This window comes from Microbulbifer maximicatervae (SeqCode), assembly GCF_056232625.1.
Map to the genome: position 1 here is coordinate 1,307,174 of NZ_CP174324.1, position 15,275 is coordinate 1,322,448.

General features: G+C 41.9%; 9 protein-coding genes and 2 pseudogenes. All 11 read left to right on the forward strand.

The genetic code is table 11. From position 1 onward, the window contains the following. Positions 1-380 precede the first annotated feature (380 nt). A pseudogene (locus tag ACJJI6_RS05740) lies at positions 381-545 on the forward strand (IS3 family transposase); the annotation flags it as partial. An 872-nt stretch (positions 546-1,417) separates the two neighbouring features. After that, a complete protein-coding gene (locus ACJJI6_RS05745) occupies positions 1,418-2,173 on the forward strand; it encodes a tyrosine-type recombinase/integrase (protein ID WP_445364220.1) in 756 nt (251 codons plus the stop codon). 320 nt (positions 2,174-2,493) lie between these two features. Further along, positions 2,494-3,993 carry an SIR2 family protein gene (locus ACJJI6_RS05750; protein WP_445364219.1) on the forward strand — a complete coding sequence of 500 codons (1,500 nt, stop codon included), beginning with the start codon at positions 2,494-2,496 and terminating at the stop codon, positions 3,991-3,993. Positions 3,994-4,072: 79 nt separating this feature from the next. Beyond that, positions 4,073-4,393 (forward strand): hypothetical protein, encoded by a 321-nt coding sequence (locus ACJJI6_RS05755; RefSeq protein ID WP_444897362.1) that lies wholly within the window; start codon positions 4,073-4,075, stop codon positions 4,391-4,393. 15 nt (positions 4,394-4,408) lie between these two features. Then, positions 4,409-4,939, forward strand: a complete 531-nt coding sequence (locus tag ACJJI6_RS05760; protein ID WP_444897363.1) for a HEPN family nuclease — start codon at positions 4,409-4,411, stop codon at positions 4,937-4,939. A 185-nt stretch (positions 4,940-5,124) separates the two neighbouring features. Beyond that, complete coding sequence (locus ACJJI6_RS05765) at positions 5,125-5,733, forward strand: hypothetical protein (protein ID WP_444897364.1); 609 nt, start codon at positions 5,125-5,127, stop codon at positions 5,731-5,733. A 476-nt stretch (positions 5,734-6,209) separates the two neighbouring features. Further along, positions 6,210-6,737 (forward strand): hypothetical protein, encoded by a 528-nt coding sequence (locus ACJJI6_RS05770; RefSeq protein ID WP_445364218.1) that lies wholly within the window; start codon positions 6,210-6,212, stop codon positions 6,735-6,737. A 357-nt stretch (positions 6,738-7,094) separates the two neighbouring features. Then, positions 7,095-7,814 carry a response regulator transcription factor gene (locus tag ACJJI6_RS05775; protein WP_475712781.1) on the forward strand — a complete coding sequence of 240 codons (720 nt, stop codon included), beginning with the start codon at positions 7,095-7,097 and terminating at the stop codon, positions 7,812-7,814. Positions 7,815-8,124: 310 nt separating this feature from the next. Then, the gene (locus tag ACJJI6_RS05780; protein ID WP_475712782.1) at positions 8,125-11,256 is read left to right on the forward strand and encodes a membrane dipeptidase; all 3,132 of its coding nucleotides are present in this window, start codon (positions 8,125-8,127) and stop codon (positions 11,254-11,256) included. 281 nt (positions 11,257-11,537) lie between these two features. Further along, a pseudogene (locus ACJJI6_RS05785) lies at positions 11,538-11,811 on the forward strand (transposase); the annotation flags it as partial. A 44-nt stretch (positions 11,812-11,855) separates the two neighbouring features. Continuing rightward, positions 11,856-14,735, forward strand: coding sequence for a hybrid sensor histidine kinase/response regulator (locus tag ACJJI6_RS05790; RefSeq protein WP_475712783.1), 2,880 nt, complete (start codon positions 11,856-11,858; stop codon positions 14,733-14,735). Positions 14,736-15,275: the final 540 nt, after the last annotated feature.

A 15,275-nucleotide genomic window follows, 5' to 3' on the forward strand; every position in this document is an offset into this window, starting at 1 on the left:
ATTTTGACCAATACTTGACGCAATAGGAATGATCCACGCAGTATTCCGCAAATGCTTTTAAAGGGAGCAGGTGTGACTGTCAAAATGCCCATAAATGTAACACTTAAGTCATTTCCGCTCGCACCGGTCTATACGGCCAGCATGGTGGTAGTAAACCCCCTTTCTGAGTTTTCTACGCTTGAGCTGAACCCCCTGATTATCCGATTTTATATCATACTGCCTAGCAAGGCATGGAAAGCAAGCTTCGGATAGAGTGAGTGTGCACCCATAAGTTGGCGTGTTCGTCCCCCCATAAGTTGTCGCAGTTAGGGACCGAAAGGGCTATGACTCACAAAACGACCGGTAAATGAGTCATAGATCCAAGTTTTATGGCTCATAGAGAATGGATACCCTCTCGCGGTTACACCTCTATCACAGAAGCGAGCCGAGACATCAGCCATTACTTGATGACTTACTACAACTGGGAGCGTCCCCACCAACACAATGACGGATTACCTCCCGCAAAAGCGGAAGAAAAATTTAACTTACTATCCGGAAATAGTTGACCACTACACAGCCACCTATTAGAGAGAAAAGCTCAGGGCTTTCTATATTGGCTAACGAAACTTTACCAGCTTCATGAAACGGTACTCAGGCCGAGTTTAGCTGCCGCAGGCTCCTAACCGATAACCTAAAAACTATCACACTGACACGTGTCAATGCCCCAATTTTTTCGCCGGAGCTGCCAGCCTGCAAATGCTACAACCCTCTACCCAACAGTTTTGCAGTCGAGTTATAACTTGAAAGTCAAGTTAACAGCTGGCGATTTTGCGTGCGGATTTTAAGTTGATTTCAAGGTTAGGGGCTATTTCTGCAAGTTCAATTTGTCTGCGGTACTCTCGTGGAAATTCTCATTTCTTATGGAGGCTGAGGCGATGATGGCTTTATTTGGTCAACTGATTGCGGGGCTTTTTCGCTACTTTAAGGTCGGCAGGGGCAACCCTGGACAGGGCGGGGGGGCCGCGCCGCAGGTGGTGTTCTCTTACTCTCATTTTTGCGGTAACCCGGGCAGATATGCCAATAATTCGCGGCACTGAATACCGGGCTCGTGGGCGCTGGTATTTTGCACTTAACGTGCAATTACGGGTTGACGCCAAATAGGAAGTTTCTTTGTATTTCAGTGGGTTAGCGGATACAGGTCCAGCTGGAGGCATCGAAGCTGGTGGAGCTCTCCTCATGGACGCAAGGCTGGTACCTTACCCCTGAAAACTTACGCACTGACACGTGTCAGTGCCCCAATTTTTCCGGTGGAGTTGTCTGCCAGTAAACATTCCCATCAGGGCCCGGTTTTGCTAGCTTTGAGCTAATCAGATGGCGCATTAATAACCATTATCACAGGTACAAGATATGGTGCATTTGTGATAATCAGGGGAAACCTATGGCTAGAACTAGACCTGTGAATAGGTTGAAGTCTGTCACTGTGACTGGCTCAGGACAGGCTGAGATCGTGGAGCAGCCTAAGCAGCTGGCTCATATCCTGTGGGCAGCTTCGCGGGGCGATACAGGGAAGCGGAATGTAGCTCTCATTTGGATGTTATTTGGTAGCGGACTAAGGATCAATGAAGTAGCACAGCTAAAAATTGGGGATATATACCACCCAACAGGTGAGCTAAAGCTAGCTTTTAGGCTGCCTGGAACATATACCAAGACAGGGAAGCCTCGTACGGTATACCTTTTGGTTCCACAGCAGAGAGCTGCACTAGAGGATCTTAGGGCTCAGCGCATAGAGGATCGTGTAATGCTTAGTGAAGATGGGGCTTTTGCTGGGCTTGCACCAGATAGTCCCGTATTTCTATCTCTGAAAGGCAAACAGTGGCGCAAGCTATCTTTCAATTTCAAGAAATACCCAGATGCCGATGGAAATATAAAAACAACTCTGGTGTGTGGTTCACTCGAAAACCTTGCGCGAGACCTTATAAAGCAAGCCGGAATTCATGGCGGATCAAGTCATAGTGGGCGACGTAGCCTAGCAAGCTGGATGGACCGCAAGGGGTTTGACCTTGAGTTAATTCAAAATATTTTGGGTCATACCTCAGCAGATATGACCCTAATTTACATAGATCCTTGGGAAAAACGTATACAGTCTGCATTCAGACGGACTTGTTTCGGTGTTCAATTGCCGAATTTTGGATAAATGCAAAAAATAGGTGATGATACTTGCAGGGTGTTCAATGAACACATATATTGATCTCTACAGGGTGTACTATGAACACTAACCAATAGCTTGGAAGGACAACGTGACACCCAATGAAGAGTTAAGAATGATTATGGCAACAATCCCTCTAAAGCAGGAAAGAGTTGCCGAGCTTTTGGAACCAACAAGCCTTGATACAGTTAAAGGCTGGTGCGCTGATCCTAGAAGTTCTAGATATAGAAATATGCCCCCAACAATGTTGAGGTTGTTGAAGTTTGAGCTTCGGGATCGAGGGTTAATCAAGGAGTAAGAATAAGAATATGAATATTCGCGAATTTATAAATCAATATAGAAATCATCCAGTTCTATTTATTGGTGCGGGCATCAGCCTCCGATACTTGGTAAACTCGTACACTTGGGACGGCTTGCTCAAGTACATCGCCACAGAGATAACAGGCAATGCAGAGTTTTATCTAGATATCAAATCACAATGCCAAATTGATGGCAAATACGACTTTGCGATGATTGCGACAAAGCTTGAACATGAGTTCAATAACACCTTGAGTGCGGACCGGAACGGTAAGTTCAAAGATGTAAACGATTTCTTTTATGAAGAAATGGAGAAGGAAAATAACTTGAGCCGCTTCAAGATTTTTATTTCTCATCTGATAAGTAATCTTGATTATCGTGAGGAAATGAAAGATGAAATTGCAGAGTTAAAGAAAATTCGCAAAAATATCGGCTCAGTGATCACGACTAATTATGACCAGCTAGTAGAGGATGTTTTTGGCTTTCAGCCGCTGGTGGGGAATGATATATTACTAAGTAACCCATACGGCTCTGTCTATAAAATTCACGGTTGTCACACTGACCCAGCTAAAGTGATTATTACTGCAGACGACTACACTAAATTCAATAATAAGTACGAACTTATCCGGGCCCAACTGCTTTCTATTTTCATTCATAATCCAATCATATTTATGGGGTATGGTATTGGTGACGAAAATATTAAAAGTTTACTAAAAACTGTATTCACTTACGTTGAGCCAAACTCAGAAGATGCGGAGCGTATCAGGAATAATTTCCTGTTGGTTGAATATGAAAAAGATTCCATGTCACACGAGATTTGTGAGCATGATATCGATCTTGAGGGTTTTTCAACTATTCGTATTAACAAGGTTAAAACGGATGATTTTGTAGAAATTTATAAGGCGCTGTCTGATTTAAATCTACCTGTTTCTGCCATGGATATCCGAAAAGTTCAAGGCATCGTGAAAGAGATTTACTCCGGCGGAAACATAAAGGTAAATATAACTGAAGATCTTGACTCGCTAAGTAATAGTGAAAAAATCCTAGCAATCGGTTCAAGCAAATCGATTACATACACACACCAAGATACATCAGGGATGATGAGTAATTATTTTAGTATCATTGATGAGGCTAATATTCAGTTATTAAAGTTGATTAACGAGATCAAGATCGCATCTACTCAGTGGTTCCCTATATTTGGGTTCCATAAAATATGCCCTTTAATAGAAAAAGCTGAAGAGCTGAAGGCTCAGCAGAAAAGCAAGTTGAATGCATATTTAGATAACCTGAATGGTAATGTTAAATCTACTCACGCTAGCGTTCAAGCTATTCAAGATGACGAGCAGATATCATGCGCAAACAAAGTTAGTGCCGTCATTTGGTCTGTATCTAATGGTAACTTGGATCTTGATGACGTGGCGAGTTTCTTGCAGGGTATGCAGAATAAGAAAGATACGCATTACAGGCGGTTGTTATGTGCGTACGATTTACGAAAGTATGGAGAGGAGTAGAAAAAATTAGTGGCAACAATAAGCAGAATACCAAGCTTGGGTTAGAAACTAGATAGGCTCAGAAGAACTGGGTGGGAATATGGACACAGAAGAGATTATTGGGCGCTTATCACAGGCAGTGAGCCCAGATTATCAATGGCCCGAGATCCCTGCCGGATGGAAGCTAGAGTTTATTCTGTATCCAGATGGTGAGCTTGATATGGATCTTCTTCACCCTGTATCTGCTCGCTTTTGGTCTGAAGACAACGGCTTCTTAGATATGCCGGTGATGAAATCTGGCAAGGTCATCACTGTGACTGACCTAAAGGCCGCAGGAGTCCCGCTTATGACGACCTTTGGTCATGCTGTTGTGTCTGATGTCCCCCAAAAAACCCATCTTGCCACTGTTGAAGAAAAGTAAGGGGTAGGTAGGAATATGGATAAATTTGTAGCTGATAGAAAAGTAATCCAAGAAAGTTTTAATAGTACCTGGAGGTATATTTGGGATTCGGCTATTGCTATTAAAAATGGAAGAGTTGAAAGACTTAGTTCCTTGCCACAAAATATGAGTTGGTCACTACTTAATCCCGGATCAATTTTGGCGTCGGCGTACATATATTTTGTTATTGGTAGAGAAAGTAATCTTCTTACAAAATTTCCAAGCTCAAAGTATTGTGATTTTATAAGTAAATTCAATCTTATTGTTACCACTCGTGAGTTTGAAAATAAATCTGATAAAGACAAATGTAAATATATTATTAGGCGTCTTAGGAATGCCATTTCTCACGGAAATGTATCATTTGAAGATCGTAATAAAGAGGGGGATGCTCCGATTGATGGGAATAGGTACTTCATATTTTATGATGAAGACCCGCGGAGAACAGATGATAAATGGTGTGCCAGCATAAGCATTCCTGATTTTGGAAATATAGTAGAAGAGGCTGGAGAAGTTTGTTTTAACACATAGTGTCACACATATAGAGATTGGAATATGACGGTTGCCTTGTTCGTAGAAACGTCAATGTGAAAAAAAGGGCGGGTTATATCTGTCAAAATCAAGAAATTATTGGGATATGCTTTCAAATATGAATTTCAAAGTATACATATAAAAGTAAATAAAATTCTGATTTAGATAATATAAAGGAAAGCATTTTGGGTGAAGCAAAAAGAAGAGCGAATGAAATCATCAAAATAAAACAACAGCATATCAATTGGTTATCCAATCTAACTGAAGAGGAAGCGACGATAGCTAATTTAGCTGAGAGACTGGAAGAAAAGCTCATTCAAGCTCAGTCATTCACAGAAGGGTGCTATCATTTAGCCTTTTTCATGACTCGCTATTTGGCGGAAAAACAGATTTCTGTTATCCCTGTAGTTGGATGGGTGAATGATGGTACTTGGGAGGGTGTAACTTCACATGCATGGATTGAGTACAATGGTCTGAAGACTGATGTATCATTAACAAAAACATCTCACCCTGAGCAGCAGCCTCCCGGCTCTTTAATTGTTTTGGATCATGTATTAAAAAAAGGAAAGGTAGATTACATTTACTATCACAATAATGCTGAAGAGGTGCTGGAGGCTAGAAAATTTATTTCATCTACCCCCAAGCTTAGAATGATTCAAAATTATAAAGAGCAACAACATAAAGAGATGATGCATATAGCAGAGCCAGGTCAATTAAAACGGATCGATACTTATCTTTCTAATGCTCCTTTAGGTTTAAGGTTCGAAGACCTGAAGCGAATCGTAGAAGAGTAGCAGTGCGCTTGTATATGATCACTTTTAAATAATTGGGAGATTATTGGAGTATGGTTTTTGGTTCAATTTCAAATAGATCGAAACAGCCGCTAATAGAAGCTATGAGCACCATTCCAATAATAGAACAAGTATCTGAAAGTGAAGTCCAGTTTCGTTCAAGAAATCAGGGGACGATGATTCGATATACATTTTTTTCCCAGGGAGAGGTGATAGGTGAGGTAGTGACTGAGCTGTGGTGTGATGAGAACCTTCTGCTAGTTCATGAAATCAAGGCTTCAACACCAAGGAAGAGGCAAGGGACAGCTATTATCAAGTGGCTCGTAGGGCAGTCTTCACAACTGATTCAACCTGTACACGTTATAAGCGGTGGTATGTCTTTTTGGATGAAGTTAAAAGAGATATGGCCAAACAGAATTGCCAGTTCGGACCTAAGGTGCAGTGAATACGATGAATTACTAGAAATGCGAACTTGAGGATTGAAAGATGAAGGCCAAGGTAATCACTGTGGAAATCTATTGGTAATGAGTTATACATTTGGTTTGATCGCTATTCCAGCTATTTTTTTTGCTTATTTTATTTTCTGGATGGCTTATTCCGTAAGGAATAATACCATGGATGGGAAGTTGAAAAATATTGCAAATAAAATCGGTATAATACCGGCTCAAGAATTTTTTAACGATATTGAAGAGAGATATGTTTCGACAAAAGGGCAACTCTTATCGCTAAGAAAAATAAATAAAACCGTTCTATCTAATCACGATGCAGGCTTTTTTAACCGTTACTATTATAACCTTGAACACAAGGTTATATTCTATATTGACGAAGAAAAACATATATGTGAAAGGTCTGTTTTTAGCATGATTAACAATAAAGATGAAGATCGCGCTGATCGGGCGCTTGCCATTGTTAGCAGCTCTAAAAAAGTTAAAGTTTATTATGATCCTGATAATATTAAAGAGTCCTACGTAATTTTCAATGACATAAAGGATTGGTCTGCGATTTAATTCAGATCACACTCAGAGTCTTTTTCAGCGGGCAGAAATCTCTAGCTTTTAGTTGTATGCTTGATGGGAGATTATAGTTACACTGATTAAACTCACAACTTTCATATGATCAGCAGGGAGAGGAAATATGAAAATAAAAGGAACTGTGATTGGTTGTCTATTATCATTTTTTTCTACTTTGAACGGTTGTTCAAATTTTGATGCTTTAAATGGGGGGTATTCAATTAGCCCCCTCAGGGGGCTTTCATCATACCACCCGCTATGCGGGTGGTTGCTGATTGTTTCACAGCTCAATTGTTGATTGTCTTTATCTGCCTGCAATTATGCCTATATACTACCCGCTTTTGAAGAGTGGATATGTACCAGTTATTGATCGTGGAAGATGATATTCAGCAACGGGAATTGTTGACAGATTTAATGGAAGCTAGAGGCTTTCACGTCAAAGGCGCAGCTAGTTTGGCGCAAATGTACACGAATCTAGATGATTTTGGCAATAAAATCGACGCAATATTACTTGACCTGTCACTTCCTGATGGTGATGCTCTAGGGCGAATAGCGCAGCTGCGACGCCGACTTTCCTGTGGCTTACTGGTCGTTTCTCTTCGAAACACAGAGGCTGCTCGTGTAGAGGCGATTGAGCAGGGGGCTGATGATTTTATCGCCAAGCCTTATTCTCCCGCCGAGTTGGTGGCGCGGATCAAGACAGTTATTGCACGAGCAAATAAAGGAAAAGAAAACAAAATATTACGTTACAAAGGCTGGTATATCGATCAACGCTACCACGACATATCTGACCCCTGCGGTAATTTTATAGATTTAAGCTTAAGCGAATACATTCTCTGGGTAGAGTTTCTCTCCCACCCCGGAATAACCTTGTCTCGAGATCGTTTATTGGATCTATTTGGCAATAGTTTTCGAGATGTCTCAGATAGATCCATCGATACTTTGGTTAGCCGCTTAAGGCGTAAGATTTCCGATCAAGCCAAACCTCCGCAAATTATCCAAACAGTTAGAGGGGAAGGGTACCGGTTTACCGGAGCAATGCCAGCAGTCAGTTCAGTTCAAAGCAAATCTTAAAGCTGCGATTTAATATTCAATGAGCTGACCTTTATGAGCTTATCGGAAATTGTACAAATTTAAAAAACTGTACCAACTTGAAAAGAGTAAATATGGTGAGCTGCGCCTTGCAGGTTATGATTTACTCCCTAGAGACCAAAACGCTAATACCTTAAGGTTACCACCTAATTAAAAAATTAAGAATCAACCGTTCGTATTCGTGCAAGAAAAATTTCTATTGTGTCAATCTGTCAAACTTGAATAGACACTCTCAGCTATCATGAAGCCCATTATTTTTTAGTACATTGGTTCTCTTATCTAGTGAGAAAATATGGATAAGTTAAAACTCAACTCGATTGTCAAGATATATTACGGCAGCCTGGGAAAACTGTTTATTTTTGCCGCTATCAACTGTATAGCAGGAACAGTAACTGCTGCACCTTATTTTGATAAATCGAGCCTGCAGCCTGGAGTCTGCAGTACCAAAGGAGGGTACCGCTGGTATGCGGCCCGTTTATATGGAGGTGAGGGGAGTCGATGGGAAGATGAATGCTGGACGACAACCATAACGATCAATAATACATATTTTAAGCGGCCGCATTACTGTAGAGACTATTCTGGCAGCACGGGTACTTGGGGCGAGTGGGCTGTTCCCGATGCAAGGTGTGGATCGACTTCAATTCATGAATTGGGAGGAAAGTGGAGAGCGCTAAAGCGCCAGAATTGTGGGACTAATGATGAATGGGAAACCAGTGGAGCCGTTAATGCGGGTGCTCGTGGCTATAGAAAATACTATGCATGGCTGGATCATAAAAACGAAAGTTCCGCTGATTGGCTGGCAACGTGTGCTCACTGGCCGATTAATATTGCTGGGGTGGAATTTGGCAAAGGCGGCAGCAATTCACAGTCAGAGCTGGGGTGGCGGGCCTGTTTTCCTGGGGCCATAGGGCGCAACAGCGTGTTTAACACACACGCCGAGTTTTGGATCAAAGACTCAACATGTAATGGTAATTTCGCTACTCCGGAGCGCGGTAATGGCTCTGGTCTGGTAAGCAATACCCCTCTCAACGGGTATGCAGATCTTCATGCTCACCCTTTTGCTTATAAAGCGTTTGGCGGCGGTATTTTCGGTTCTGTACGCGGCACAGTAGCAGAAGCATTCCAAAATCATAATCATGATTTGCTTGAAAAACATCCGTGGTTTACCTGGACGTGGCGTGTACAATCGGCGAGAGGATTGCTCGATCAACTTTGGTTAGCGGGCGGGAGGTGGGACTCTGACGTTGTCCCATGGGACCGGCATAGTACAGGGTACCCGGATTTCACCACCACCTCTTGGTCTGACAATCCCGGTAACGCTTGGCCTCGTGTTTGGGAAGACGCACACGTAAAAATGCATAATCACTGGTTGCGGCGCGCCAATATTGGAGGTTTGCGCTTAATGATCGCGTTTGCCAATAACCATGGTTTGAATTGGAACGGCCGGGATGCTGACGAAACAAGATTGCCTGACATCGCAAAAGGCCCGGCATATATGGGCGAACTTGAAACGGACCTGAACGGCGATGGCGAAAAAAATAAATGGGATATTGATGATTGGGGGGCGCTACTGGGACAAACGGAAGAAATGCATAAACTCGCCCAAGAACACGAATGGATTGAACTCGTATCCGATGCAAAAGAAGCACGAGCAGCCGTTGAGGCCGGTAAACTGGCTATGGTCTGGGGTTCGGAGATTGATCAGGCATTCAATTGTAAGGAAAGCTGGTCGACAGCATGGGGTGCGGCTAGTGCTAAAGTGTGCGACCAGAGAGATATCGATAAAGCCGCTATGGTCCATGAAATGCTGCGTATTCGTGCAGTATTTCCGGTGCATGTAAAGGCCAATGGCCTGGGACATCCAGCATTCAACTCTCCTCTGGTCTTTCAGGGGCCTACTTGGAGTGAGGGCTATGAAGCCTGCAGGGATTACCAAGGAATGGCCGCTTTCAATGAAGATACAAATCCCGACATGGGTGTCTGTTCATCTGGGGGTTTATCAGACCTCGGTCGCCATGCGATTCTTAAATCGTGGTCACTCGGACACATGATTGATGTTGGGCATATGGGAAAATATACCTTTAACTCAACCTTAGCGCTAGCGGATACCTACAATGTCCCGGTAGTTCATGGGCATAGTGGTGTTTTTGCTACGGCAGCAGACAGCCGTCGCTATGAAGGGAATACAGGCAAGTACCAGTTTAAAAAAATAGCATCGGTCGGTGGTATGGTGGGTGCGATCGAGTTTCAGGGGGATCAATCGTTAACAACAAATTATGTTCACGCATCAATACCCGACACCGTTGGCGGCAGCGCATCTTCATGGTCCCAGGCTTATGAATATATTAATGACCTGGAGGGTTTTGGGGTGAAACAGGATAGTATCACTAAAGAGTATTATGGCACTGTCGCCATCGGAACAGATTTTAATGGCGGCATTGCACATGCGATTGGCCGCAAACAGCACTACTATTTCCGTTTTCCATTTGATCAACAAATTGCTTGGTGGGGGAGTGCCGGGACGAAAGTTACAAAATATGTGGAATATCCTTTCGACTTGCCAGAGCAGTTGATGGGGGCCTACTGCAACAGCCAGGGAAGCGAGTGTGATCTCAGTATAAATCAGTTACAACCGGGTTTGAAGCTGTCAAAAGCATCAATGTCACTATTGGATTTAACCGGAGTGGACTATAACGATCGTGGTCTTGCGACAGTTGGCCAACTTCCTGATTTTATTGAAGATCTACGCGTTCAAGGGATGCCGTTAGCCAAACTTGAATCTTTCTATCGCTCCGCTATGGGGTATGTCAATATGTGGGATAGAGCTGAGAAGAGCGCTAAGGAAGATGTTTACTGGTTTTCAACATCACTCTATAACGACTATTCAAAAGTAAATTTTCCTTTGCGTAAAGATGCAGGAACAGAAGGTGAAGTAAAGATTCAGTCAGAAGGAACTAACTCTGCTCCGGTATGTCGAGCTGTTATTCGAGACGCTAACAATAAATTTGTTCGATATGCACCGGGAGTATCGGTGACACGCAATAACGTTAAGGCATGTGTTACTAACCGTGGGTCAGCTGAGGGTAGCTGGACAGTGAAGTTTGTCACGGAATTTGATGAGTTTTTTAGCAGGGAAGGCAGCAGTGCCAAATGGGTGGCAATCACAGAAACAGGCGGCGTTGATAACAAGCTGAGCCCAGTCTACATCAACCCCAATAATATTAATGCAATTATTGGCACCGATGGAAAACTCTGTAAGGTAGGGTCTGCAGTAGGCTTCGTTGCTGACACAGGGGAATGTTTTGCTGTGAGCTATGATGCGCAAATAAATACCGTTGTTGAAGTTGTGAGTACAAGTGACTATGAACTCTTTTATGCTCGTATACCTGTCCAGAAAAAACAAGTCAGCTTACAGATACCTTAGGGCCATGTTAAAATAGGTTTGAACTTATTCGAAAATACTTGACTGGAGTCTATTTAAGTCGGGATTTTAGGGGTAACGGTTATAATCGTTATATCGATTCTGTAAATAATTCTGCCTATCTGCCCGGTTAAATATAATTTCACAAATGGTCGGATAAATCGATAGTAAACTTGTTCAAGATCGATTTTCTATTCCTGATAGACTCTCTTCACCCTCAAGAGCTGAAGGCTTTCTCGTAACTCAGTACCCACAAAATCAGTTGCTCCTGGTGATCGCACAGGGACAACCTCAATATGCTCTTTAGTTATCCGCCTAACATACGCAAAGCCATCTACACGACAAATGCGATTGAATCTTCAGTAGGTCCTCCGCAAAGCGATCAAGAAGCGGAGGGTCTTCTCTATCGAAGGCTTGGCACGGAAGGTGATTTATCTAGTGATTCGCTATGCATCGAAAAATTGGGTAATGCTCATTCGGAAATGGAAACCAGCCTTGAACCGGTTTATTATCGAGTTCGAAGGCCGCTTGGAAGATAATATTCAACCGGGCAGATAGGCTGAATTATTTACATGGTCTTAATCAAAGTAAAGTGCAGACCTATGGCAAAAAATTATTATCTTTATTTGTATTTTATAATATTCTTTATCACTGCACATTGCACCTCGCTTCATGCCCAGCACAGTGAACCACATGAACTCATTTTAGATCACGCGACAGATAGACAACTCCTTAGCTCACAGATGTCTTTCCTGGAAGACCCAAACGGGCAGATGGACATTATGGGTATAATGGAATTTACTTCGTCAGAACGCTTTATGCCCTATGGTCAAAAACCGAGAATCTTTGGATATACCGATTCAACGTTTTGGTTGAAATTAAAAATTGTTAATAATCATTCGGAACCAGCATGGATCATCAAAGTTGGTGAGGCTTGGGTCGACAGTGTTGAGATGTATCTTATATCCAAGGGAGAAGTTGTCGAACATCAAATTTTTGATAAAAATTTAGATTATGATCAAAGAAAGGTAAAATACCGGAAACCGGCTTTTAAATTGTCCTTGGAGAAAGACAATCCTTACGAACTTTATTTGAAACTACAGACGATAGGTCTCCTTGACACCAGAACGAATATTTATTCTCTTGATGCCTTTCAAAATATAAACACAAAAAATAATGTATTCTTTAGCGCCGTTTTTGGCATGCTGGCCATTATGATGATGTTTAATTTATTCTCTTATATCACGATTCGAGATAATTCTTTTTTATATTTAACGCTTTTTATATTGGGCTATATGGTCCAAGGTTTGGGTTATACAGGGTTTGCTTACGAATGGGGTTGGCGCGGGGACTCGAGAACAACTCACTGGATTTCAGCAACAAGCGCTCATATCACCATAATTGCCATGCTCTTGTTTTCACGAAATCACCTACAATGCAAAACACTTGATCCGCTAATGTATCGTGTTATTACCGGTGTGATTGTCGTATTAATTTTTAGCTTAACCTTTTTCCCCTTTTTATCGATTGCGCAGGCAGAATCTCTGCAGGTGCTGATGATTTCCTATCCTTTGTGTTTAATTAGTTTAATATTTCGCGTGTGGTGGAAGAAAAAAGGATTACCCCAATACTTGAGATTGACTTGGCCGGCCTATGTAGGCGTACTCTATATCACCGCAGTCTATAGCATTCATATTCTTGCAGAAGTTGTTGTGATGTCAGATTACATTTTATACGGTGGCAATATAGTGGTCGCTGTTTTGTTCTCATTCGATGCTGGGGATCGTATCAATCGTATGCGTGAAGACTTAAAACGATTGAATAAAGACTTAGAACAAAAAGTCCATGAGCAGACGCTCTCTTTACACGAAAAGGTTAACACACTACAAAAACGAGAGGCTGAGTTAAGTGTGGCTCAGCGACAAGCCGACACCGCGAACCGAGCAAAATCGCGTTTTTTGGCTATGATGAGCCACGAAATACGAACACCCATAAGTGGAATTTTGGGGACGCTCTCTCATATAAAGGCGAATCCCTCCCACCATCAAAATCAGCAATTTGTGATTAAAGCGGAGAGTGCCGGGCATACCTTATTGCAGATTCTCAATGACATCCTCGATATTACTAAGCTAGAGTCTGGGAAGGTGAATCTGGAAAAGACTCCATTTTCGGTGGTTGAGATTACGCGTAAGTCCTTCGAGATCAGTAACATGGGGATGAGTAATAAAGCAGTTGCATTTGATTTAAAGCTTCCAAAAGCATTACCGATGGTGATTGGTGACCCCGCACGTTTGCAGCAAGTTCTAATAAATTTACTGGGCAATGCCCTCAAATTTACTCATCAGGGAGGCATTATCCTTTCTGTGACAGAAAAACAGGAAAAGCATAACAAGCTAACCTTGCTATTTAGTGTTTCTGATACCGGCATTGGTATTGAGCCGGCCAAACTTGAAATGCTCTATGAAGAATTTACCCAAGCCGATGACTCTACAACCCGAATCTACGGAGGAACAGGGCTCGGCTTACCCATTACAAAGCACTTGGTGCAATTGATGGGGGGTAAGCTGGCTTGTAACAGCGAACTAGGTAAGGGGAGCTGTTTTTACTTTGAGTTATGCTTTCCGCTTGTTTATAAATTGCAAATTGACAAGCCTAACATTGAGCCACCAACAAGCGCTCTGCCCAATCACAGATGCCTAAATCTGTTGTTAGCTGAAGATGATGAGCTGAACCGAGAGTTGATCGCAGCACGACTGCGGCAGCTTGGGCATAAAGTTACTGCAGTGAATAATGGTCGTGACGCTCTGTATGAATTGCAAAATAACCTATTTGATGGTGCTGTCTTGGATATGCACCTACCTTTTATTGACGGTATTGATTTGTGTCGAAAAGTGCGCCTAGGCACAACATCCGCCTCTATGCTGGTCATTGCTGTCACGGCAAATGTGATGAAGCACGATATCGAAACTTACTACAAAGCAGGCTTTAATCATGTATTGCCAAAGCCTATTGATTGGCAGAGACTTTTTGATATTTTATTTACCCATCAACTGTCGACAGAGATTAATAGACCTTTCCAAAGCTCTAATGTGACTGCACAGAACTGTGATGATAGGCTGAGGGATGATAATAGTTTTGACGTCAAATTAATCAGTGAAATTAAATTAATCTTAGGGGAGCCTCAATTTAGAAAACGATGGGTTCAGTTATTTGAATCCTTGCACATCGATCTCGAAATGATTTCACAGACCCTATCAAATAAGGAGTTCGATCAAGCCAGGCTTTTAGCCCACACCCTAAATGGACGATGCGCTAGTATGGGTTTACTCACTTTAACCAGGATGTTTAATTACCTTGAAGATAACATTGAGATGATCTCGAAAGATGAGCTCTCACAAATTAAGTGTCAATGTCAGAAAGATATTACTTATTTGGATATACACGAGGTAATCGAGGGGTCTTCATTACATACCACGATATAATCACTCTGATTTTTTGGAAAAAGCATATCAATTACTAAAAGTAATAACATGGTAGCATCATTGTTTGAAATTTCTTATTTCGGTTCTGGTATTGAACCTACTACGTATAAAAATCTTTATAAAATCTGACCGCTCGAAGGTCGAGTCAAAAACGTTAACATATTGGCCAATGACATAAAGAGCAAATCCTCGTCTGGACGATTGATGTACAGTGATTTAGTGTTGCTTCGACGAAGCAAATAATAGCTTTTTGAAAAATTACAAAATATGAAGGGATTGAGCAGGGCGGGTAGGTGGCATTCTAAATTTTGCATTACTTCAGAAGAGTCTGTCTCTCTTTAACCTAGCATTCTGTGTATATCTGAAAGCCATAGAGTACTTTTAGTTTTACTAAAAGTTAGGTAAGGCGTAAAATATTTTCTATTGTGTCGATTTGTCATACTTATTTTTCCATCTTAATTTAAGATTGCATACACTTAGTTAATGCTGATTTCATGCAAGTTTAATTGGCACCTCTTAGTGCCATATAAATAGTATATT

Excerpts from the sequence above, each read along its gene's own strand:
- ACJJI6_RS05780 (WP_475712782.1), top strand. The coding sequence starts at position 8,125 with ATGGATAAGTTAAAACTCAACTCGATTGTCAAGATATATTACGGCAGC.
- ACJJI6_RS05745 (WP_445364220.1), top strand. The coding sequence starts at position 1,418 with ATGGCTAGAACTAGACCTGTGAATAGGTTGAAGTCTGTCACTGTGACT.
- ACJJI6_RS05755 (WP_444897362.1), top strand. The coding sequence starts at position 4,073 with ATGGACACAGAAGAGATTATTGGGCGCTTATCACAGGCAGTGAGCCCA.
- ACJJI6_RS05750 (WP_445364219.1), top strand. The coding sequence starts at position 2,494 with ATGAATATTCGCGAATTTATAAATCAATATAGAAATCATCCAGTTCTA.
- ACJJI6_RS05775 (WP_475712781.1), top strand. The coding sequence starts at position 7,095 with ATGTACCAGTTATTGATCGTGGAAGATGATATTCAGCAACGGGAATTG.
- ACJJI6_RS05760 (WP_444897363.1), top strand. The coding sequence starts at position 4,409 with ATGGATAAATTTGTAGCTGATAGAAAAGTAATCCAAGAAAGTTTTAAT.
- ACJJI6_RS05790 (WP_475712783.1), top strand. The coding sequence starts at position 11,856 with ATGGCAAAAAATTATTATCTTTATTTGTATTTTATAATATTCTTTATC.